Consider the following 18,898-nt stretch of genomic DNA (forward strand, 5'->3'; position numbering starts at 1 on the left):
GGCGCGCTTACTCGCCGACCTATTCCATGACTTTCAGACCGAAACCGCCCGAAAGGGGATGGTACTTCTCTGGTGGAACTTTTACTCGCCGACGTACTCAACCACTTCCAGACCGAAACCGCCGAGGGCATGGTACTTCTTCGGCGAGCTCAACAGGCGCATCTTGCTCACGCCAAGGGCCTTGAGGATCTGGGAGCCCACGCCAACCCGGCGCGAGGTGCCCTGCCACTTGGCTCCTTCCGGCGCCAGCCCCTTGTCGGCGGCTTCAAAACCCTTGACCCTAGCCAGCAGCTCGGCGCCATGGGATTCCGCCCCCAAAATCACCAGCACGCCGCCCTCGTCGGCGATGCGGGCCATGGATTTGGGCAGCGGCCAGCTTCGGGCGGCGTGGCGATCGGTCAGCAGCAGATCGCTCAGCACGTCGTGCAGGTGCACCCGCACCAGCGTCGGCTGGTCGGCCTGTACCTCACCCTTTTTCAGGGCGAAGTGCACCTGATTGTCGATGGTGTCGCGGAAGGTGATGAGGTCGAACTCGCCAAACTCGGTGGGCAGCTTGCACTCGGCCACCTTCTCGACCGTGGTCTCGTGCTGGTTGCGGTACTCGATGAGGTCGGCGATGGTGCCAAGCTTGATGCCATGCTCCTCGGCGAAGATCTCCAGGTCAGGACGGCGCGCCATGGTGCCGTCTTCATTGAGGATCTCGACGATGACGGCGGCAGGCTCGAAACCGGCCAGACGGGCCAGATCGCAGCCCGCTTCGGTGTGGCCGGCACGGGTCAGCACACCGCCATCCTGCGCCATCAGCGGGAAGATGTGGCCCGGCTGCACCAGATCGGCCGCCTTGGCATTGGCCGCCACAGCCGCCTGCACGGTCACCGCGCGATCGGCGGCGGAGATACCTGTGGTCACCCCTTCTGCCGCCTCGATGGAGACGGTGAAGGCGGTGGAGAACTGGGCATTGTTGCGATCCACCATCAGCGGCAGCGCCAATTGCTTGCAGCGATCTCGGGTCAGAGTCAGGCAGATGAGGCCACGGCCGTAACGGGCCATGAAGTTGATATCCTCCGGACGGACACAGGAGGCGGCCATGATGAGGTCCCCTTCGTTCTCCCTGTCTTCGTCATCCATCAGGATCACCATCTTGCCAGCCTTGATGTCGGCAATGATTTCCTGGGTTGTGCTCAGCGCCATGGGCTACTCCATCTGTCTATTTGGGGATTGAGCCCGCAGGCTCAACGGGAATGCGAGATATGCTGCTCTAGATTGGGGCGCATGGCCCCATTTCAATCGGAGCGGGATCACAGAAAATCGTTTTGGTCGGGGCCAGCACCCCGACCATCAGAGAAAACCGGCCTTGGCCAGCTTGTCCAGAGTCAGGGTGGAGGCGCTGCTCTCCTGACTCTTGCCCATCATCAACCGCTCCAGATAACGGGCGATCTGATCGACCTCGAGGTTGACCTTGTGACCCGGCTTCCAGCTGGCGATGGTGGTCTCCTGGGCGGTGTGGGGCACGATCGTCAGGCGAAACAGGTCGCCCCGCACCGCGTTGACGGTGAGGCTGATGCCATCCACCGCAATGGAACCTTTCTCGGCGATGTAGCGGGAGAGTTCCCCCGGCGCCTTGATCCAGTACTCGATGGCGCGGCCGCTGCTGGAGACGCTTTTAACTTCCCCTACCCCGTCCACGTGGCCGGAGACCAGATGGCCGCCGAGACGGGAGGTGGGCATCAGCGCCTTCTCGAGGTTGACCCGATCGCCCACTCTGGCGGCGGCAAAGCCGGTACGGGAGAGGGTTTCCAGCGACACATCGGCGGTATAGCTCTTGTCGCCCAGCGCCACCACGGTGAGGCAGACGCCGTTGGTCGCGATGGAGTCGCCCAGCTTGACGTCGCTAAAATCCAGGCCCGGGGCGTGGACGGTGAGGGCCATGTCCTCCCCCTGACGACGCAGTTCGGCCAGGGTCCCCACCGCTTCGATAATTCCGGTAAACATGCAGATCACCTTGCTGATGACGGGGGCAGCAGATGCCCCCTTGAACATTGAAAGATCAGGCTATTTTGGCGGTAATGCGAATATCCGGCCCCACCATGCGCACATCCTTGATGGCGAGCTTGGGCGCCTGGAACAGCCGGGTCAGGCCGGGCAGATGGAACAGGCCGCGCCCCTCGTCGCCCATCAGTTTGGGCGCCTGATAGAGCACCAGCTCATCCACCAGCCCTTTCTCCAGCAGAGCGCCGCACAGCCGTGGCCCCGCCTCGACCAGTACCGAGTTGACGTTCTGCTTGGCCAGCAGCATGAAGAGGCTGACCAGATCCAGCTTGCCATCCAGCAGCGGCAGCTCCAGCTGCTGCACCCACGCGGGCCACTCGCCGGATGCCTTGTGGCGAGCCAGCAGCACCGGACTCTCGCTCTGGAATAGCGGCAAGTCGGGAGTGAGCCTGTTTTGTGAATCGACGATGACCCGCAGCGGCTGGCGCAGGGTCTCTTTGGGATAACTCGCCTTGACCGAGGGGGGCAGCTCGTCCCAGCGCACGGTCAGGGAGGCGCCATCGGCCAGCACGGTTTCGGCGCTGGAGAACACCGCATCGTGGCGGGCCCGCAGTCGCTGCACATCGCGGCGCGCATCCGGGGAGGTGATCCACTGGCTCTCGCCGCTCGCCATGGCGGTGCGACCATCGAGGCTGGCCCCCAGCTTGACGGTTACCCGCGGGAAGGCGGTCCGCATCCGCTTGAAAAAGCCCGGGTTGAGCGCTTCCGCTTCGCTCGCCAGCAGGCCGAAATCGGTCTTGATACCCGCCTCGGAGAGCATCCGCAGGCCGCGTCCGCCCACCTGGGGATTGGGATCGACCATGGCCGCCACCACCCGGGCTACACCGGCGTTGATCAGCGCCTCGGCGCAGGGGGGAGTACGACCGTGGTGAGAGCAGGGTTCGAGGGTCACATAGGCGGTGGCGCCACGGGCGTTGTCACCGGCGGCGCGCAGGGCGTAGACCTCGGCATGGGGCTCGCCCGCCTTCTGATGCCACCCTTCACCAACCACCACGCCATCTTTCACCAGCACGGCGCCGACGCAGGGGTTGGGGGCCGTAGTGTAACGGCCGCGGCGGGCCAGTTCGAGGGCCCGATTCATCCATTGGTAATCATCTTGACTAAACATTCGGGCTCCTTTGACAACACATCTCGACTTTACGCAGTATCGTAGGTTCGATTAGCGCAGCGTAATCGGACGCGGCAACATGGGTGAGCATGGAGGTTTACTTCTCCAGCTTGGCAATCTCTTCGCCGAACTCGCGAATATCTTCGAAGCTGCGATAGACGGAGGCAAAGCGGATATAGGCCACCTTGTCCAGACTCTTGAGCTCATCCATCACCAGATTGCCCACCAGCTCGGAGGCGACTTCGCGCTCGCCGGTGGCACGCAGGCGGGATTTGATATGGTTGACCGCCTTTTCGATGGCCTCCATGCTCACCGGCCGCTTCTCCAGCGCCCGCAGGATGCCGGCGCGCAGCTTGTCCTCGTTGAACGGCTCGCGGGAACCGTTGGACTTGATGACGCGGGGCATCACCAGCTCGGCCATCTCGAAGGTGGTAAAACGCTCGTGACAGAGCAGACACTCACGACGGCGGCGCACCTGATGGCCTTCTGCCACCAGACGGGAATCGATCACCTTGGTATCAACCGCACTACAGAATGGGCAATGCATCGGACCTCCGGCGTTAATGGAACAGGGACCGGCCCGGCGGGCCAGGATCATCTAGGTCGGCCAGTGTAGCACGGCCATCCAAAACCGGTAAAAGCCAGAAAAAACAATGCCACCCGCAGGTGGCATTGGTCTCAAACCGGACGGTCTGACTTATCAGCCATAAACCGGGAAGCGGCGGCAGATATCCAGCACCTTCTCGCGCACGGTGGCCAGCACGGCATCGTTGTCGTGGTTGTCCAGTACGTCGCAGATCCAGTGGGTCAGCTCGATGGACTCGGCTTCCTTGAAACCGCGGCGGGTGATGGCCGGGGTACCGATACGCACACCGGAGGTGACGAACGGGGAGCGCGGGTCGTTGGGCACGGAGTTCTTGTTGACTGTGATGTTGGCTTTGCCCAATGCAGCGTCAGCATCCTTACCGGTCAGCTCGCGACCGATCAGGTCAACCAGCATCAGGTGGTTGTCGGTACCGCCGGAGACGATCTTGTAACCGCGCTCGATAAAGGTGGCAGCCATCGCCTTGGCGTTTTTCACGACCTGAGCCTGATAGGTCTTGAACTCCGGCTCCAGCGCCTCTTTGAAGGCAACGGCTTTACCGGCGATGACGTGCATCAGCGGGCCACCCTGACCACCCGGGAAGACGGCAGAGTTGAGCTTCTTGTAGAGCTCCTCGTCGTCAGCGGCGGAGAGGATCAGACCACCGCGCGGACCGGCCAGGGTCTTGTGAGTGGTGGATGTGACCACGTGAGCGTGGGGAACCGGGTTCGGGTAGACGCCAGCGGCAATCAGACCCGCCACGTGGGCCATGTCGACGAACAGGTAGGCACCGACCTTGTCGGCGATTTCGCGCATGCGGGCCCAGTCAACGATGCCGGAGTAGGCGGAGAAGCCACCGATCATCATCTTCGGCTTGTGCTCGACAGCCTGACGTTCCATCTCGTCGTAGTCGATCTTGCCGGACTCATCGATACCGTAAGGCACGATGTTGTAAAGCTTACCGGAGAAGTTGACCGGAGAGCCGTGGGTCAGGTGACCGCCGTGGGCCAGGTTCATGCCCAGTACGGTGTCGCCAGGCTGCAGCAGAGCCATGTAAACGGCGCTGTTGGCCTGAGAGCCGGAGTGCGGCTGCACGTTGGCGTAAGTGGCACCGAACAGCTCTTTGGCGCGCTCGATAGCCAGGGTTTCGACCACATCCACATACTCGCAACCACCGTAGTAACGCTTGGAGGGGTAACCTTCGGCGTACTTGTTGGTCAGCTGGGAGCCCTGGGCTTCCATGACACGGGGGCTGGTGTAGTTCTCAGACGCAATCAGCTCGATATGCTCTTCCTGACGACGGGTTTCGTCTGTGATGGCCTGCCACAATTGCGGATCATAATTGGCGATGGTCATGTCACGTTTCAACATCCGTTTCTCTCCTGAAAATCGTTTGCGCGTTAGGTGAAGTGGGCGCGGGCATTGTAACGTGAGCTGGATCAAAGAGACAGTCCAACCACCTAAAAAAATGTTGAATTTATGTTGTAAAAAGCAAGATTCCCTCCCCGTTCAATACCCTGGCCGCTCCGCCAAACGACACATTTTTCATCCCGCTGCGGGCGGGCAAAACCCGAAGGGGATCACAACGCCCTCTTTATCCATCCTGTAACATATTCATTCGAAACAAATTTAATGAAGATGGAGCTGATTGCAGCCATGCATCCGAGGGGCTGCACCTAACCGGAGGAGTTCAAGATGGACCATCTGCTGACATTCGTGATCCTGGCTGTCTTTTTTCTGTTCTACTGGGTCTACTACACCAGCCAACGCAAACATCTCCCCACCACCTCGTGGGAGCAGCTCCCAACCAAAGCCGACTATCTGGCGGCCCACCCTGAATCAGTCGATGGCGACATCATCTTCTGTTATCACTGCGGCCACCACGAGTTGCTGGAGGTGGGCATGGTGCACCTGACCGATTTTCGCCGGGAATGGGTCTGTGCCAAGTGCAAGCAGGTGCTGTTTCGCGAGATCGAATAACGGCGCAGGGACTGGCCCCCTCTGAACGTTGTGCATCGCCAGCAGGGATCAGAACGGCGCATCCCTGTTGGCCACCAACCACTGCTGCAACCCGCTCACCGCCGCGTCAAATTGCGCCCCGATTGCCGCAGGCTCCCCGCCTCCCGCCTCAAGAGCCGCACAGTGGCTGGCAAATTCGGTCAACCCCAGCGCCAGCGCACTCCCCTTTAGCTTGTGCGCCAGCTGACGTTGCTCACTTCCCTCACCCTGAGCCAACTTATCCACCAACACCCACCCTTGCGACTCAAACAGCGAGACCAGCTGGCGGATCCGCGCCATGCCGAGCAGGGGCAGATCGGCATCCAGTACCGGATTGGCCCACCCGGGCTGGTTAGTTGGGGGCACGGCTACTGATAACTGCACCTGCGGCTCGATAGAGGCCCCTTCTTGCCGAAATAGTTGATCTATGGCGTTCGCCAGTACCGCCAGCCGCACCGGCTTGCCGACAAAATCGACAAACCCAGCGGCAAGGCAGTGGCGGATATCCTCCGGATACATCTGGGCCGAGATGGCGATGGCGGGCAGCGGCCGCTCATGCATCTCCTCGCTGATGGCGGCCAGATCCTCGCGCAGGGTCATGCCGTCCATATCGGGCAGATTGATATCGAGCAGCGCCAGCTCGAAGGGGCGTTCGGTCACCAGCGCCAGCGCGCTGCGACCATCCTCCGCCAGGGTGACGCGATGGCCGAGGCGGGTCAGCATGCCGTGCGCCACCAGCCGGTTGATCTCGTTATCCTCCACCAGCAGGATGTCGCGGGACTGGCCAAGGTGCAACGGCTGCGCCTCGGCGGGCAGCTGGGCGCTCGAACGCTGCAACGGCAAACTGAAGCTGAATTCACACCCCTTGTCCGGCTCGCTGGCAAGAATCAGCTCGCCCCCCATGGCGGCCACCAGCTTGCGGCTGATCGCCAGCCCCAGCCCGGTGCCGCCCTGATGGCCTATATCACGCTTGCGCTGGCGAAACGCCTCAAACACTGCCTCTTGCTCATCGGCCGGAATGCCGGGGCCGGTATCGCGCACCACGAAGCGGATGCAGGGCTCGGCGCAAGGTCCCTGACAGACAAGGGGCGCCACCGTCAGGGTAATCTGGCCACGGGCGGTAAACTTGACCGCATTGCCGAGCAAGTTGCCGAGCACCTGCCGCAGTTTGCCCAGATCCCCCTCGACCACAGGCGCCAGCCCGGGCGCATATTCCAGCGCCAGGGTGACCCCCTTGGCCGCAGCCTTTGGCCGGAACAGCGCGCTCAGCTCATCCACCAGCTGGAACAGGGGGAAGGGCTCGCGGCGCGCTTCCACATGGCCCGCCTCTATCTTGGAGTAGTCGAGAATGTCGTTGAGGATCTCCAGCAGGGATTCGCCGCTGTGCTCGATGGCGGCCAGATATCGCTGCTGGGTATCGCTCAGGTGGGTATCTTCCAGCAGCGTCAGGCCCCCGAGAATGCCGTTCATAGGGGTGCGGATCTCGTGGCTCATGGTGGCGAGAAACACCGACTTGGCGCGGTTGGCCTGTTCTGCCTCGGCGCGGGCCTGCCGCTGCTTCTCCACCTCCTCATTGAGCCGCTCGTTGGCGTGGCTGAGCTGGCCGGTGCGCTCCTCGACCCGCGACTCAAGCTCGCGCTGATAGCGGCCCAGCTCAACCGCATTGTCACGAAACACCTGCAGGGCCCGCCCCAGCTCCGCCAGCTCATCGCGCCCGGTACTGGCGATCGGCTCAAGATGGGCCAGATCCCCGCGCGCCAACCGGCTCATCCCCGCCACCGTCCGTTGCAGCGGCCAGACGATCCGGCCGTAGACCATGCGCCACATCAACAGCATCAGCAGTACCAGCGTGAGCAGGCCAATGCCCATCAACGCCTGCTCCAGCAGCCTGAGGCGCTGGCTTAGCGCCTGCTGGCTCTGCCCCAGCGAATCGCGGGCACGGCTGACCAGCTCTCCGACCTGCTGGTTGAGGCTGCTCATCAGGGCCTCATTGGCATTGGCCAGCACCCGCAGCGCCTCCCCCTTGCCGAGCCAGTCACTGCGCAGTTGTACCAGCTTGTCGCTCTGCGCCAGCACGGTCAGCGCCTGCTCCACCGCCTGCCTGCGGGCCGGATCGGTCACCACCGCGGCCCGCAGTTGCAAGATAGCCAGCTCCCTCTGCCCCTCTTGCAATAGCGTTTGCAACTGTTCCTGTCGTTCGCTGCGCCACATCTCTTCGATGCGCTGCTGCTGCATCAGGGTGCGATGGCGCAGCTCGGTCATCTGCTCCAGCCAGTCGAGATCCTGCTCCAGCAGGCGGTCCAGCGTCCGGGTCGCCTGCGCACCTTGCTGTTGGTAGAGGGAACCCAATCCCGCCACCATCACGGTTTCGGCGTTCTCCATCTGGCTGCGCGCCAGCTCGGCAATCTGCCCGGCCGCCGCCACCAGACGGGCCCGCTGCGCTTCACCCTGCACCATCAGGGTCAGGCGCTCTCCCACCAGCCAACCCTGCTGGCCCAGATTGCCGATGATGCTCTGACTGAGCTGATCGAGGCTTGTTGAACCCTGCCCACGACCGAGTTGCGCCAGCACCTGCTGCAGCTGTTGTCCCTGCAGAGTGAGCAGGCGTCCCTGATGCTCCCGCTCCTGCTCGCTGGTTGCGGTGGCCAATAGCCGTGACGCGCTCTGGATCTCGCCACTGAGACGAGAGAGGGTACGCGCCAGCTCCTGATCGGCCAGGGTCTGCTGCACCCCTTGTTCCAGCTGGCGCAGATGGCTAAGCCCCACCCAGCCCAGCAGGGAGGCACTCAGTGTCAGTAATGCCATCAAGGAGAAGGCCAGCAGCAACTTGCCACCCAGGCCGGAAAAGATTCTCACGGGAAGTCCCTTGGTTGTGGTCGGCTTTGACCGGATAATATGGCCCAACACTTTAACAAAACCCCTGACCATGCGAAGCGTCTATCTCTCCCCGTTGTTGCTGATCTGGTTGCTAATGCTTCCCCGAGCCGCCCTCGCCTTTGCGGTCGATATCTGGCCCGGCGGCGAATTCAGCGGCCAGCCGGTGCGCCAGCAGTGGCCGGAACCCGCTGCCGCAACCAAACCGCTGGCCCTCTGTGCCCTCTACCCCCATCTGCGCGACGCCTACTGGCTTTCGGTCAATCAGGGCATGGTTGACGAGGCGAAGCGGCTGGGAATCAAGTTGCAGATCCACGAAGCGGGGGGCTATGGCGCCCTCGCCGAGCAGCGCCAGCAGTTGCAGCGCTGCGTGCAGGAAGGGAGCGACGCCATCTTGCTCGGCGCGGTGAGTTATCAGGGCTTACGCGAAGCGATCACAGCCACGCAACTACCGGCCTTTGGACTGGTCAACGATCTGCCCAGCGGTCTGGTGCAGGCGAAGGTGGGAGTATCCTGGTACCAGATGGGCTGGCAAATCGGCCACTGGCTGGCGCAGCGCCACCCCGCCGGCAGCAAGCCGGTCTCGGTCGCCCTCTTCCCTGGCCCGCAGGCAAGTGGTGGCAACAACTTCGTCGAGCCGGGCTTTGCCGATGCCATCAAGGGGAGCGCCATCAAGCTGGTCACCACAGAGCGCGGCGACAACAGCCGGGAAATCCAGCGCACGCTGGTGCAGCAGACGCTGGCCCGCTATCCAGAGCTCGACTATCTGGTGGGAGGCGCCATCGCCGCCGAAGTGGCGGTCAACGAGCTGGCGCAGCGCCATCTCGACAGGCCCCGGGTGCTGAGCACCTACTTCAGCCACGGGGTACAGCGGGGCCTGCGCCGGGGCAAGATCCTCGCCGCCAACAGCGATCAGATGCGGCTGCAGGGGCGCCTTGCGGTCGCTCAGGCGGTCTGCCTGCTGCAACACCCTGATGCCAATGCCGAGGAGTGCCCTCGGGTGATGGGGCCGCCCATTCTGACGCTGTCTGCACCGCTGGCCGACCCCGCCGATTCCCTCTCGGATGGCGCTTTTCGTCCCGTCTATCGGGTCGAATAGCCGTTCCAAATCCGATCAGCCCACTCAAGGAGAAGATATGAAAGAGTTACATGCCAGCTGCCTGTGCGGCGCCATCGCCCTGACCCTGCCGGATCAGTTCGACTATATGGGGAACTGCCACTGCAGCGAATGCCGCAAGTTTTCAGGGGGAGATTACGCCTCGGTCGGCGGACTTGATGGCAACAAGGTCACCATAGTGAAGGGGGAAGAGGCCATCGGCCGCTACCGGAAATCGGCAGAGACCACCCTGGCCTTCTGTCGTCACTGCGGCTCCAGCCTGTTCAGCCAAAAGAGCAGCAGCGGCAAGATCAACCTGCGCCTCGGGGTACTGGACGACGTGCCGAGCCAGCGGCCCGCGTTTCACATTTTTGTCGGCTCCAAGGCGCCCTGGCACCAGATTGGCGACGACTGCCCGCAATTTGATACCCGCCCGCCGGTCTGATACCCGGTCAAACAGGTCAAGGCCACCGCAACGGAGTCAGGAGGTTATCTCGCCGGCAAACAGATAGCCTTCACCATGGACGGTGACAAACAGCTGGGGATCCCGCGGATCCGCTTCCATCTTGCCGCGCAGCCGCCGGATCAGCACGTCTATGGTGCGATCGCTCGGGCCATCGCCGCGATGGCTGATGAGGGTCAGGATCCGCTCCCGACTGAGCACCCGCCCGGCATGGGCGACAAAGGCCACCAGCACTTCATATTCGGCCTTGGTCAGACGCACCGGCACTCCGTCCTTGCTGAGCTGGCGGCGGGGAATATCAAAACGCCAGGGGCCAAAGCGCACCGCATCGTCAGCCACCGCAGGCTCGCTCGACGCGGCGACCGCCAGCGAGATCCGCCACAGCAGATTCTTGACCCGCACCAGCAACTCCCGCAGCTCGAACGGCTTGGTGACATAGTCGTCGGCCCCCATCTCGAGGCCGACAATCCGGTCCACCGCATCGCTGCGGCCGGTGACCAGAATGATCCCCACCGTGCTGCGCGCCCGCAGCTCACGGGTCAGCAGCAGACCATCTTCTCCCGGCAGGTTGATATCCAGCATCACCAGATCGACCGTCTGTTCCGCCAGCACGGCGCGCATCTCCTGGCCGTTTTCGACCGCCGTCACCCGATAGCCCTCCCGCTCGAAATAGCCGGTCAGCTTCTCGCGGGTAACCGCATCATCTTCAACAACCAGAATGTGGTAGCTCATGGGCAGGGTTCACGATGGTCGACAAGGGAGGATTATTCTATTCACATTTTGTCATAAATACCCCTATTTCATTAATTTGTGGCGGCAACCCTGTTCACAACGCCTCCCTATCATGGCTCCCATCAAAAAAGTGATGTGAGAGAGCATGATGAAAAAACTGTGGCACTTCCTGCGCACCCCCAGCCGTCGCTGGTCGGTACTGGCGCTGCTTCTGGTGGGCGTCGGCGTCACCCTCGCGGGCACCGTCGGCCTGCACTATGGCTTTGAGAAAACCAGCAGCCTCGAATTCTGTATCTCCTGCCACTCCATGAAAGACACCGTCTATCCGGAGTACAAGGAGTCCATCCACTTCAAGAATGCCTCAGGGGTACAGGCGGTCTGTACCGACTGTCACCAGCCGAAAGACTTTGTCGGCAAGGTGGCCCGCAAGATGGAGGCGGCCAACGACCTCTATCAGGAGTACATAGGCCACAGCATCGACACCCAGGAGAAGTTCGAGGACCGGCGCCTTCATCTGGCCGAGAAGGTGTGGGCGCGGATGAGCAGCCAGAACTCCAAGACCTGCAAGTCCTGCCACAGCTACGACAACATGGATCACGCCAAGCAGTCCCCGGCAGCAGCGCTGGCGATGAAAGATGCGGCGGCGAAGAACATGAACTGCATCGAGTGCCACAAAGGCATCGCCCACGAACTGCCCAACATGGCGGGCGGCTTCCGGGCCACTTACGCCACTCTGGTCAACGACGCGCAAGAGGCGCCAGCCGCCGAGACCCTCTACAACCTGGGTGAAAAAGATCTCTATGCCAGCGAACAGAGCAGCGACCCGGTCGGCAAACTGCTGCCTGCATCCCGCATCGACGTCGTAGACCGCAGCGGCGATCGCCTCAAGGTGACCATCGAAGGGTGGCGCGAGAGCGATGGCAAGGGCCGGGTGCTGAGCGAATACATGGGCAAGCGGGTCTTCGTCGCCACCATCCGTGACGAACTGAAAGCGAGCGAGAAAGTGCTCAAGCAGGAGACCGACAGCGCCACCCATATCAAGTGGGAGCAGGTTCAGGTGCAGGCCTGGGTCGATGGCAAGGGCTTTGAGTCCTCGCTCAAGCCAATCTGGGATTACGCCGGCGAGATGTACAAATCCACCTGTAACTCCTGCCACGGCGCGCCGGATCCCGCTCACTTCACTGCCAACGGCTGGATTTCGGGACTCAAGGCGATGTCTGCCTATTACCGTCTGAGCAAGGAAGAGGAGCGCACCCTGCTCAAATACCTGCAAAACCATGCCGCCGATACCGGTGGTCAGGGCAGCCACTAAGTCCGGATTCGAAAGAGGAATAATAAGATGATCAATATTTCCCGTCGTGGTTTTCTGGGTGGCTTGCTGGCCAGCGGTGCCTCTGCCCTGATCGGCCCCTCCCTGCTCGGTCGCGCTGTGATGGCCGCCGAGTCTGGCGACAAGCTGGTGCAGTCCGGCTCCCACTGGGGCGCCTTCCGTGCCCGGGTGGTCGATGGCCGCTGGGTCGAGACCCTGCCGTTCGAGCACGACAAGCACCCCACCGACATGCTCAAGGCCTTGAGTGAAGTGGTCTACAACCCCTCCCGTATCCGCTACCCCATGGTGCGGCTGGACTGGTTGCGCAAGGGCCACCAGTCCGACACCAGCGAGCGCGGCCAGAACCGCTTCGTGCGGGTGACCTGGTCCCAGGCGCTGGACTTCTTCTATCACGAGTTGGAGCGGGTGCAGAAGACCTATGGCCCGAGCGCCCTCTATGCCGGCCACTCCGGCTGGCAGTCGGTGGGCAAGCTGCACTCCGCTGGCGCCATGCTGGGACGCGCCATGAACCTGCACGGCACCTATCTGGCCAAGGCCGGTGACTACTCCACCGGTGCCGCCCAGGTGATCCTGCCCCACGTGGCGGGCGCCATGGAGGTGTACGAGCAGCAAACCTCCTGGCCGCTGGTGCTGGAGCACAGCAAAACCATCGTTATCTGGGGCTCCGATCCCATCAAGAACCTGCAGGTGGGCTGGCTGGTGCCGGATCACAGCGTCTACGACTACTGGGCACAGCTGAAAGAGAAGGTGGCCAAGGGCGAGATCCGGGTGATCAGTGTCGATCCGGTCAAATCCAAGACCCAGAAGTACCTCAATTGCGATCAGGTGACCCTGAATCCGCAAACCGACGTGCCGCTAATGCTGGGTATCGCCCACACCATGTATAGCGAGAAGCGTCACGACGAGGCGTTTTTGAAGAACTACACCACCGGCTTTGACAAGTTCCTGCCCTACCTGCTGGGCACCAGCGATGGTCAGGTGAAGGATGCGGAGTGGGCCGCCGCCATCTGTGGCGTACCAGCCGAGACCATCCGCGAGCTGGCCCGCGCCATGAGCAGTGGCCGCACCCAGCTTATCGGCGGCTGGTGTGTGCAGCGCATGCACCACGGCGAGCAGTACGCCTGGATGCTGGTGGTTCTGGCCTCGATGATTGGCCAGATCGGCCTGCCGGGGGGCGGTTACGGCTTTGGCTGGCACTACAACGGAGCGGGCACCATCACCTCCAGCGGCCCCATCATGTCCGGTTTCAGCTCGGTCATTCCCGGGGTCAAGCCGCTCCATGACGGCGACTGGAAGGGCTACTCCAAGTACATTCCGGTGGCCCGTTTCGTCGACTGCATCCTCAATCCGGGCAAGCAGATCGCCTTCAACGGCCAGACCATCACCTACCCCCACATGAAGATGGCGGTATTCTGCGGCAACAACCCGTTCCACCACCAGCAGGATCGCAACAAGATGGTCGCGGCCTGGCGCAAGCTGGAAACCGTGGTCAGCATCGATCACCAGTGGACCGCCAGCTGCCGCTTCGCCGATATCGTGCTGCCCGCCACCACCACCTATGAGCGGGATGACATCGAGCAGTGGGGTTCTCATTCCAACGCGGGCATTCTGGCCATGTACAAGGTGGTGGAGCCGCTGTTCGAGGCGCGCGATGACTATGACATCTTCGCCGATCTCTGCCGTCGCTTCGGTCGCGAGGCCGAGTTCACCGGCGGCAAGAGCAAGCTGGAGTGGATCCAGAGCATCTATGACGACGCCCGCCTGCAGGGCCGCGGCATCGGCATTCGTCTGCCCCGTTTCAGCCAGTTCTGGCACGGCGAGGGCTTCGTCACCTTCCCGGCGGGCCAGCCCTGGGTGCGCCACGAGTCGTTCCGTCAGGAGCCGGATCTGGAACCCCTCGGTACCCCGTCTGGCCTTATCGAGATCTACTCCAAGACCATCGCCGACTACGGCTATGGGGATTGCCCGGGTCACCCGGTCTGGATCGAGCCCTACGAGCGCTCCCACGGCGGGCCGGGCAGCAAACAGTACCCGCTGCACCTGCAATCCTGCCACCCGGACAAGCGGCTGCACAGCCAGCTCTGCTCCTCCGACAACTATCGCGCCACCTATACAGTGCAGGGTCGCGAGCCTGTCTATATGAATCCGCAGGATGCCAAATCCCGCGGCCTCAAGGACGGCGATCTGGTGCGAGTGTTCAACGGACGCGGTCAGGTACTGGCCGGGCTGGTGGTGAGCGATGACTATGCCCCCGGCGTGGTGCGCATTCAGGAAGGAGCCTGGTATGGTCCGCAAGAGGGTGGCAAGGTGGGCACTCTCTGTACCTACGGCGATCCCAACGTGCTGACCGCCGACATCGGCTCCTCCAGCCTGGCGCAGGCCACCACGGCCCATACCGCGCTGGTGGAGATCGAGAAGTTCCGCGGGCAGGCACCCGCCATCACTGCCTTCGGCGCGCCGGAATCGGCCAAAGGCATCGACCCCATGTTCCCGGCACTCTGACCCCGGGGGGACGAAAGCGCCCCCTTGAGTTTCCTTTATTTTTAAAGTCGTTAGAATCGGGAGCCATCAAGGCTCCCGATTGCCATCCACGGAGGAAAAATGCAGGAATTTATGGCTACCAGCGAACGCCGGGCCGAACTCTACTGGTGGTTCTCCACCCTGTTCGCCGCCGAACTCAGTGATGAGCAGATCGCCGAATATGACACCTATGATGTGCGAAGCTTCCTGAAAAGCCTCTCCACCCTGGATCCGATGCGCGAAGCCGTGGCCGAGCTCAACGATGCCATCGCCCGCCTGCTGGTGCGCCCGGATCGCCAGCTGGAACTGGCCGCCGACTTCGCCGGCCTGTTTCTGGTGGATCCCAAACAGGGCGCCCTGCCCTACGAATCGCTCTATCGTGGTGAGGCCAAGCTGCTGATGCAGGCCCCGATGGCCGAGATGCAGGCCCGCCTCGATCGCCTTGGTATCAATGTCAGCGATAAATACAAAGAGCCTGCCGACCATCTGGCCATCGAGCTGGATCTGATGGGCAATCTCATCATCCGTGCGGCGGAAGCCAAGAGCGCAGCCGAGCGGGAACGCTGGCTCGACGAGCAGGAAGCACTGCTGCACGGTCATCTGCTGGGGTGGTTCGACAAGTTCGAAAGCGCCTGTCGCGCCGCCGACGGGTTTGGCTTCTACGGCGCCAGTGCCCGTCTGCTGGGGGTTTTCCTCAAGATGGATGCCAACTACCTCTCTCTAGTCAAATCGGCACCGTCCGCCGACTGAGGCCGCGATGAAGACAGCCCTGCTTCTGATTGCATGCTGGCTGCTGGCCCTGATCCCGCTGGATCAGGGCATTACTCCCCTGATTGTGCTGCTGTTCAACCCGGATCGCGAGCTCTACGGCACCGCCCAGCTCACCGGATTTGCCGGCATCCTGCTCACCCTCTACCTTGCCAATCTCGGCGTCGAGGTGGTGTTGCGCCGCCGCTTCCAGATCGCCGGCATGCTGGCGCTGCTGGCCGCCTGGATCGACTTCATCAACAGCAGCGGCAGCGAGTCGCACTTCCTGCTGCTCTATCTGCTTGCCCTCCCGTTCCATCTGCTCGGCTGGCTGGTACTGGTGCGCGGCATTCAGGCGTTTGGTCGCCAGAAGGGATAACCACTCGCCCCCTTTTCCCATCCTTTTTATCAGGTTTTTCTGCCTATTCTTGCCGTCAAAACAACCAGATAACTCCGCTTGACTCCCAGCCAAAAAGTTCGTGCCATACTGACAACTGATGCAAGTGACAAAACAATCAATGCCGAGGTCATCATGGATGGGAAGCTTTTCAACGCCGACACCGAGGCAATGTTGACCCAGCTGTCAGATCACACCGTCCTGGAACAGCTGATGGATAATGCCCCTCTGGGCATCGGCGTCTTTGACTGCGAATTTCGCTACCGTAAAGTCAATCAGGTACTGGCCGACATCAATGGCAAGAGCATCGAGGAGCATCAGGGCAAGCACCTCAGAGAGGTGGTTCCCAAGCTGGCCCCGACCCTGGAGCCCATGTTTCAGCAGATCATGCGCAGCGGCCTGCCCTACGTGGATATCGCCATCACGGGCCAAACCGCGGCGTATGACAGCAGCTCCCGCCGCTTCCAAGCCACCTACAGCCCTATGCGTGATGAGAAAGGGGAGCTGAACGGCATCCTCGCCATCGTACGGGACATCACCGAGCAGTACGAAACCGAACAACGGCTGCAGCTGGCAATGCGAGCGGCCCAAATCGGGGTGTGGGAATGGCACGTTGCGGAAGACAGACTGCTGTTTGACGGCCAGATTGAGCCGCTGCTGGGTATCGAGGCCAACCAATTCCACGGCGGGCTGCAAGCGTTCGTCGACTGTTTTGAACCGGAATCCGGCAGCCAGCTCAAAGCCGCCCTGCAAAGTCATGACCCCATCCATCTCACCCTGAGCTACCTCACCGCTCTCAACGAGCGCCACTGGGTCGATATTCATGCCGACCATGTCCCCGCCACCGAGTCGGTCGGCCACCGGGTCATGGGAGTCATTCACAATGCCACCGCCCGCCGCCGTCAGGAGGAGCGGCTCCATCAGGCCAACGTGGTATTCGATACCACCGCCGAGGGGATCATCATCCTCGACAGCGAGCACCATATTCTGTCGGTCAACCCGGCCTTCACCATGCTGACCCAATACAATGCCGAGGAGGTGATAGGCCGCACCCCAGATATCATCATGCATCCCAGGCGCTACACCGACCTCGACTATCCCTGGTATCACCTGCGCCCCGGCAACAACGCCTGGCATGGCGAGATGGTTTGTCTGCGCAAGGATGGCAGCTACTTCTCCTCCTGGCAGCAGATCAGCGCTGTCTATGACAACTTCAACAACACTACTCACTATGTGATCGCCCTCTCCGACATCAGCGCCATTCGCAAGGTGGAGGCCGAGCTGAATCACCTTGCCTATCACGATCCCCTGACCGAGCTGGGCAATCGTCATCTGTTGCAGGAGCGGCTGGCCCTTGAGCTGAAAACCGCGCAGCTCAATCGCAAACGGTTGGGGCTGCTTTTTATTGATCTGGATGGCTTCAAGCTGATCAACGACAGCCTGGGCCACGGAGTCGGCGATGAGCTGCTCAAGCGGCTGGCAGAGCGGATCCGCAGCTGCCTGCAGCACAACGATCTGGCGACCCGCCTCGGGGGAGACGAGTTTCTGGTGCTGATCCCCTATCTGGAGGAGCCTGACGAGCTGGCAACCCTGGCCAATACCCTGCTGACCGTGTTGCGTGAACCTGTTGAGCTGGCCCATGAGCTGGTGGCGATCTCGGCAAGTATCGGTATCGCCATCTATCCCGATCATGCAGACACCCCGGAAACCCTGGTCAGCGCCGCCGACAGCGCCATGTACGAGGCGAAAAGTCAGGGGCGCAACGGATTCCAGTTCTATACCCCCTGCATGGCGGCTCGAGCCCGCGAGCGGATGCAGATTGAGCAGGGTCTGCTCAAGGCCCTGGAGCTCGAACAGCTCTGCATCTTCTATCAACCCATGACCAATCTGGCCAACGGCCACCTGAGCGGACTGGAAGCCCTGCTGCGCTGGCAGCACCCCAATGAGGGGATGATAGCGCCGACCCGTTTTATTCCGGTGGCGGAGGAGTGCGGCCTGATCGAGAAAATTGGGGAGTGGGTAATGCGCAACGCCTGCGAGCAGGGACAAAACTGGCTGGCCGCCGGACTGCCGGTGCCCCGCTTGTCGGTCAATGTGTCGGTACGGGAGATGCGCTCCCCGGGCTACGTTGAACGGGTCGCCGCTATTCTGGCCGAGACCGGATTTCCTCCAGAACGGCTGGAGATTGAAGTGACTGAGAGCATCATCCAGCGGGTCGAACAGAGTCTGGATCTCTTTACCCGCCTGAAAAATCTCGGCGTGCAGATTGCCATCGATGACTTTGGCACCGGCTTCTCGTCACTGAGTCTGCTCAAGACCCTGCCGATCGATCGCATCAAGATAGACCGGGCGTTTGTGCAGGCATTGCCGGAAGACAAGAACAGTCGGGAGCTCTGCCGCACCATTATCAATCTGGCCGACAGTCTGGATATGGAGGTCACCGCCGAAGGGATTGAAACCAAGGCACAACACGCCTTTCTGCAGTCACTCAACTGCGGCGAAGGACAGGGCTATCTGTTCAGCAAACCACTGCATGTAGAACAGATGCACGAACGCTTGGATTGCCAAAACGTTCAACATTAGCGATACCAAGGAAACAAACGGCCAGTCAAACTATTTTCCAAACGTCAGGGTAGGAACACCACCATTATCCCGTTCATTGGCCATGCGAGTGAGCGGTGAGTCGCCAGAGTAACGGGATCCTGGCTCACTGAGAGCAAACTTGGTTCCCGACTTTTTGTCCTGCCATGCATGACCAAGCTGATCAGCAACCCGCTCCCGCACAGTCTGTGAAGGCTCCTGGTGTGTAATCGCAAACTCTTTGGGAGGCTTGTCTGCAAGAACAGTCGTATCAAACTGCCACAGGGATGCACAGAGCAATAGAGAGAACATAACTACCTCCATCCATCGAAGTCCTCCTTTTTACCGACTCACTGCGTGAGTGTCACCCATAACCCTGTAACCAAATGTTGCTGTCTATCCAAAAGTCTAATTGCCCCCA

Annotated in this window: 16 protein-coding genes; 8 read left to right on the forward strand and 8 right to left on the reverse strand. The window is 61.6% G+C overall.

What is annotated here, in order from left to right:
- Positions 1-81 precede the first annotated feature (81 nt).
- The 5 genes from ribBA to glyA all read right to left on the reverse strand — a co-directional run bounded on the left by ribBA (position 82) and on the right by glyA (position 5,111).
- Positions 82-1,191 (reverse strand): bifunctional 3,4-dihydroxy-2-butanone-4-phosphate synthase/GTP cyclohydrolase II, encoded by a 1,110-nt coding sequence (ribBA, locus tag I6L41_RS12160; RefSeq protein ID WP_005343511.1) that lies wholly within the window; start codon positions 1,189-1,191, stop codon positions 82-84.
- Positions 1,192-1,338: 147 nt separating this feature from the next.
- On the reverse strand, positions 1,339-1,992 hold the full coding sequence (locus tag I6L41_RS12165) for a riboflavin synthase (protein ID WP_139394118.1): 654 nt from the start codon (positions 1,990-1,992) through the stop codon (positions 1,339-1,341).
- 55 nt (positions 1,993-2,047) lie between these two features.
- Complete coding sequence (gene ribD / locus I6L41_RS12170) at positions 2,048-3,157, reverse strand: bifunctional diaminohydroxyphosphoribosylaminopyrimidine deaminase/5-amino-6-(5-phosphoribosylamino)uracil reductase RibD (protein ID WP_216959105.1); 1,110 nt, start codon at positions 3,155-3,157, stop codon at positions 2,048-2,050.
- A gap of 97 nt (positions 3,158-3,254) precedes the next feature.
- A complete protein-coding gene (gene nrdR, locus I6L41_RS12175; RefSeq protein WP_005338880.1) occupies positions 3,255-3,704 on the reverse strand; it encodes a transcriptional regulator NrdR in 450 nt (149 codons plus the stop codon).
- 153 nt (positions 3,705-3,857) lie between these two features.
- A complete protein-coding gene (glyA, locus tag I6L41_RS12180) occupies positions 3,858-5,111 on the reverse strand; it encodes a serine hydroxymethyltransferase (RefSeq protein ID WP_216959107.1) in 1,254 nt (417 codons plus the stop codon).
- A 324-nt stretch (positions 5,112-5,435) separates the two neighbouring features.
- Between glyA and I6L41_RS12185 the strand changes: the two genes are divergently transcribed.
- A complete protein-coding gene (locus I6L41_RS12185) occupies positions 5,436-5,720 on the forward strand; it encodes a hypothetical protein (RefSeq protein ID WP_042060069.1) in 285 nt (94 codons plus the stop codon).
- A 48-nt stretch (positions 5,721-5,768) separates the two neighbouring features.
- Here the strand turns inward: I6L41_RS12185 and torS are convergent, their stop codons facing one another.
- Positions 5,769-8,594 (reverse strand): TMAO reductase system sensor histidine kinase/response regulator TorS, encoded by a 2,826-nt coding sequence (torS, locus tag I6L41_RS12190; protein WP_216959110.1) that lies wholly within the window; start codon positions 8,592-8,594, stop codon positions 5,769-5,771.
- A gap of 70 nt (positions 8,595-8,664) precedes the next feature.
- Between torS and torT the strand changes: the two genes are divergently transcribed.
- Both torT and I6L41_RS12200 read left to right on the forward strand, forming a co-directional pair.
- Positions 8,665-9,711, forward strand: coding sequence for a TMAO reductase system periplasmic protein TorT (gene torT, locus I6L41_RS12195; RefSeq protein WP_216959113.1), 1,047 nt, complete (start codon positions 8,665-8,667; stop codon positions 9,709-9,711).
- A gap of 37 nt (positions 9,712-9,748) precedes the next feature.
- The gene (locus I6L41_RS12200; RefSeq protein ID WP_040095811.1) at positions 9,749-10,153 is read left to right on the forward strand and encodes a GFA family protein; all 405 of its coding nucleotides are present in this window, start codon (positions 9,749-9,751) and stop codon (positions 10,151-10,153) included.
- A 36-nt stretch (positions 10,154-10,189) separates the two neighbouring features.
- Here I6L41_RS12200 and torR read toward each other — a convergent pair whose 3' ends face one another.
- Entirely contained in the window at positions 10,190-10,903 is a 714-nt protein-coding gene (gene torR, locus I6L41_RS12205) for a two-component system response regulator TorR (protein WP_216959116.1), read from the reverse strand.
- Between the two features lie 145 nt (positions 10,904-11,048).
- Between torR and torC the strand changes: the two genes are divergently transcribed.
- The 5 genes from torC (at position 11,049) to I6L41_RS12230 (ending at position 18,480) form a co-directional block, all read left to right on the forward strand.
- Positions 11,049-12,215, forward strand: a complete 1,167-nt coding sequence (gene torC / locus I6L41_RS12210) for a pentaheme c-type cytochrome TorC (RefSeq protein ID WP_080771394.1) — start codon at positions 11,049-11,051, stop codon at positions 12,213-12,215.
- A 27-nt stretch (positions 12,216-12,242) separates the two neighbouring features.
- Positions 12,243-14,735 carry a trimethylamine-N-oxide reductase TorA gene (gene torA, locus I6L41_RS12215; protein ID WP_216959119.1) on the forward strand — a complete coding sequence of 831 codons (2,493 nt, stop codon included), beginning with the start codon at positions 12,243-12,245 and terminating at the stop codon, positions 14,733-14,735.
- A 99-nt stretch (positions 14,736-14,834) separates the two neighbouring features.
- Positions 14,835-15,503 (forward strand): molecular chaperone TorD, encoded by a 669-nt coding sequence (gene torD / locus I6L41_RS12220; RefSeq protein WP_216959122.1) that lies wholly within the window; start codon positions 14,835-14,837, stop codon positions 15,501-15,503.
- 7 nt (positions 15,504-15,510) lie between these two features.
- Positions 15,511-15,879 (forward strand): hypothetical protein, encoded by a 369-nt coding sequence (locus I6L41_RS12225; protein ID WP_127006323.1) that lies wholly within the window; start codon positions 15,511-15,513, stop codon positions 15,877-15,879.
- A gap of 189 nt (positions 15,880-16,068) precedes the next feature.
- Positions 16,069-18,480, forward strand: coding sequence for an EAL domain-containing protein (locus I6L41_RS12230; RefSeq protein WP_254203425.1), 2,412 nt, complete (start codon positions 16,069-16,071; stop codon positions 18,478-18,480).
- Positions 18,481-18,510: 30 nt separating this feature from the next.
- Here the strand turns inward: I6L41_RS12230 and I6L41_RS12235 are convergent, their stop codons facing one another.
- Positions 18,511-18,789, reverse strand: coding sequence for a hypothetical protein (locus tag I6L41_RS12235; RefSeq protein ID WP_129504639.1), 279 nt, complete (start codon positions 18,787-18,789; stop codon positions 18,511-18,513).
- Positions 18,790-18,898: the final 109 nt, after the last annotated feature.

The sequence above is a fragment of the Aeromonas sp. FDAARGOS 1411 genome (assembly GCF_019047125.1).
Taxonomy (GTDB): domain Bacteria; phylum Pseudomonadota; class Gammaproteobacteria; order Enterobacterales; family Aeromonadaceae; genus Aeromonas; species Aeromonas veronii.

Excerpts from the sequence above, each read along its gene's own strand:
- ribBA (WP_005343511.1), bottom strand. The coding sequence starts at position 1,191 with ATGGCGCTGAGCACAACCCAGGAAATCATTGCCGACATCAAGGCTGGC.
- I6L41_RS12165 (WP_139394118.1), bottom strand. The coding sequence starts at position 1,992 with ATGTTTACCGGAATTATCGAAGCGGTGGGGACCCTGGCCGAACTGCGT.
- ribD (WP_216959105.1), bottom strand. The coding sequence starts at position 3,157 with ATGTTTAGTCAAGATGATTACCAATGGATGAATCGGGCCCTCGAACTG.
- nrdR (WP_005338880.1), bottom strand. The coding sequence starts at position 3,704 with ATGCATTGCCCATTCTGTAGTGCGGTTGATACCAAGGTGATCGATTCC.
- glyA (WP_216959107.1), bottom strand. The coding sequence starts at position 5,111 with ATGTTGAAACGTGACATGACCATCGCCAATTATGATCCGCAATTGTGG.
- I6L41_RS12185 (WP_042060069.1), top strand. The coding sequence starts at position 5,436 with ATGGACCATCTGCTGACATTCGTGATCCTGGCTGTCTTTTTTCTGTTC.
- torT (WP_216959113.1), top strand. The coding sequence starts at position 8,665 with ATGCGAAGCGTCTATCTCTCCCCGTTGTTGCTGATCTGGTTGCTAATG.
- I6L41_RS12200 (WP_040095811.1), top strand. The coding sequence starts at position 9,749 with ATGAAAGAGTTACATGCCAGCTGCCTGTGCGGCGCCATCGCCCTGACC.
- torR (WP_216959116.1), bottom strand. The coding sequence starts at position 10,903 with ATGAGCTACCACATTCTGGTTGTTGAAGATGATGCGGTTACCCGCGAG.
- torC (WP_080771394.1), top strand. The coding sequence starts at position 11,049 with ATGATGAAAAAACTGTGGCACTTCCTGCGCACCCCCAGCCGTCGCTGG.
- torA (WP_216959119.1), top strand. The coding sequence starts at position 12,243 with ATGATCAATATTTCCCGTCGTGGTTTTCTGGGTGGCTTGCTGGCCAGC.
- torD (WP_216959122.1), top strand. The coding sequence starts at position 14,835 with ATGCAGGAATTTATGGCTACCAGCGAACGCCGGGCCGAACTCTACTGG.
- I6L41_RS12225 (WP_127006323.1), top strand. The coding sequence starts at position 15,511 with ATGAAGACAGCCCTGCTTCTGATTGCATGCTGGCTGCTGGCCCTGATC.
- I6L41_RS12230 (WP_254203425.1), top strand. The coding sequence starts at position 16,069 with ATGTTGACCCAGCTGTCAGATCACACCGTCCTGGAACAGCTGATGGAT.
- I6L41_RS12235 (WP_129504639.1), bottom strand. The coding sequence starts at position 18,789 with ATGTTCTCTCTATTGCTCTGTGCATCCCTGTGGCAGTTTGATACGACT.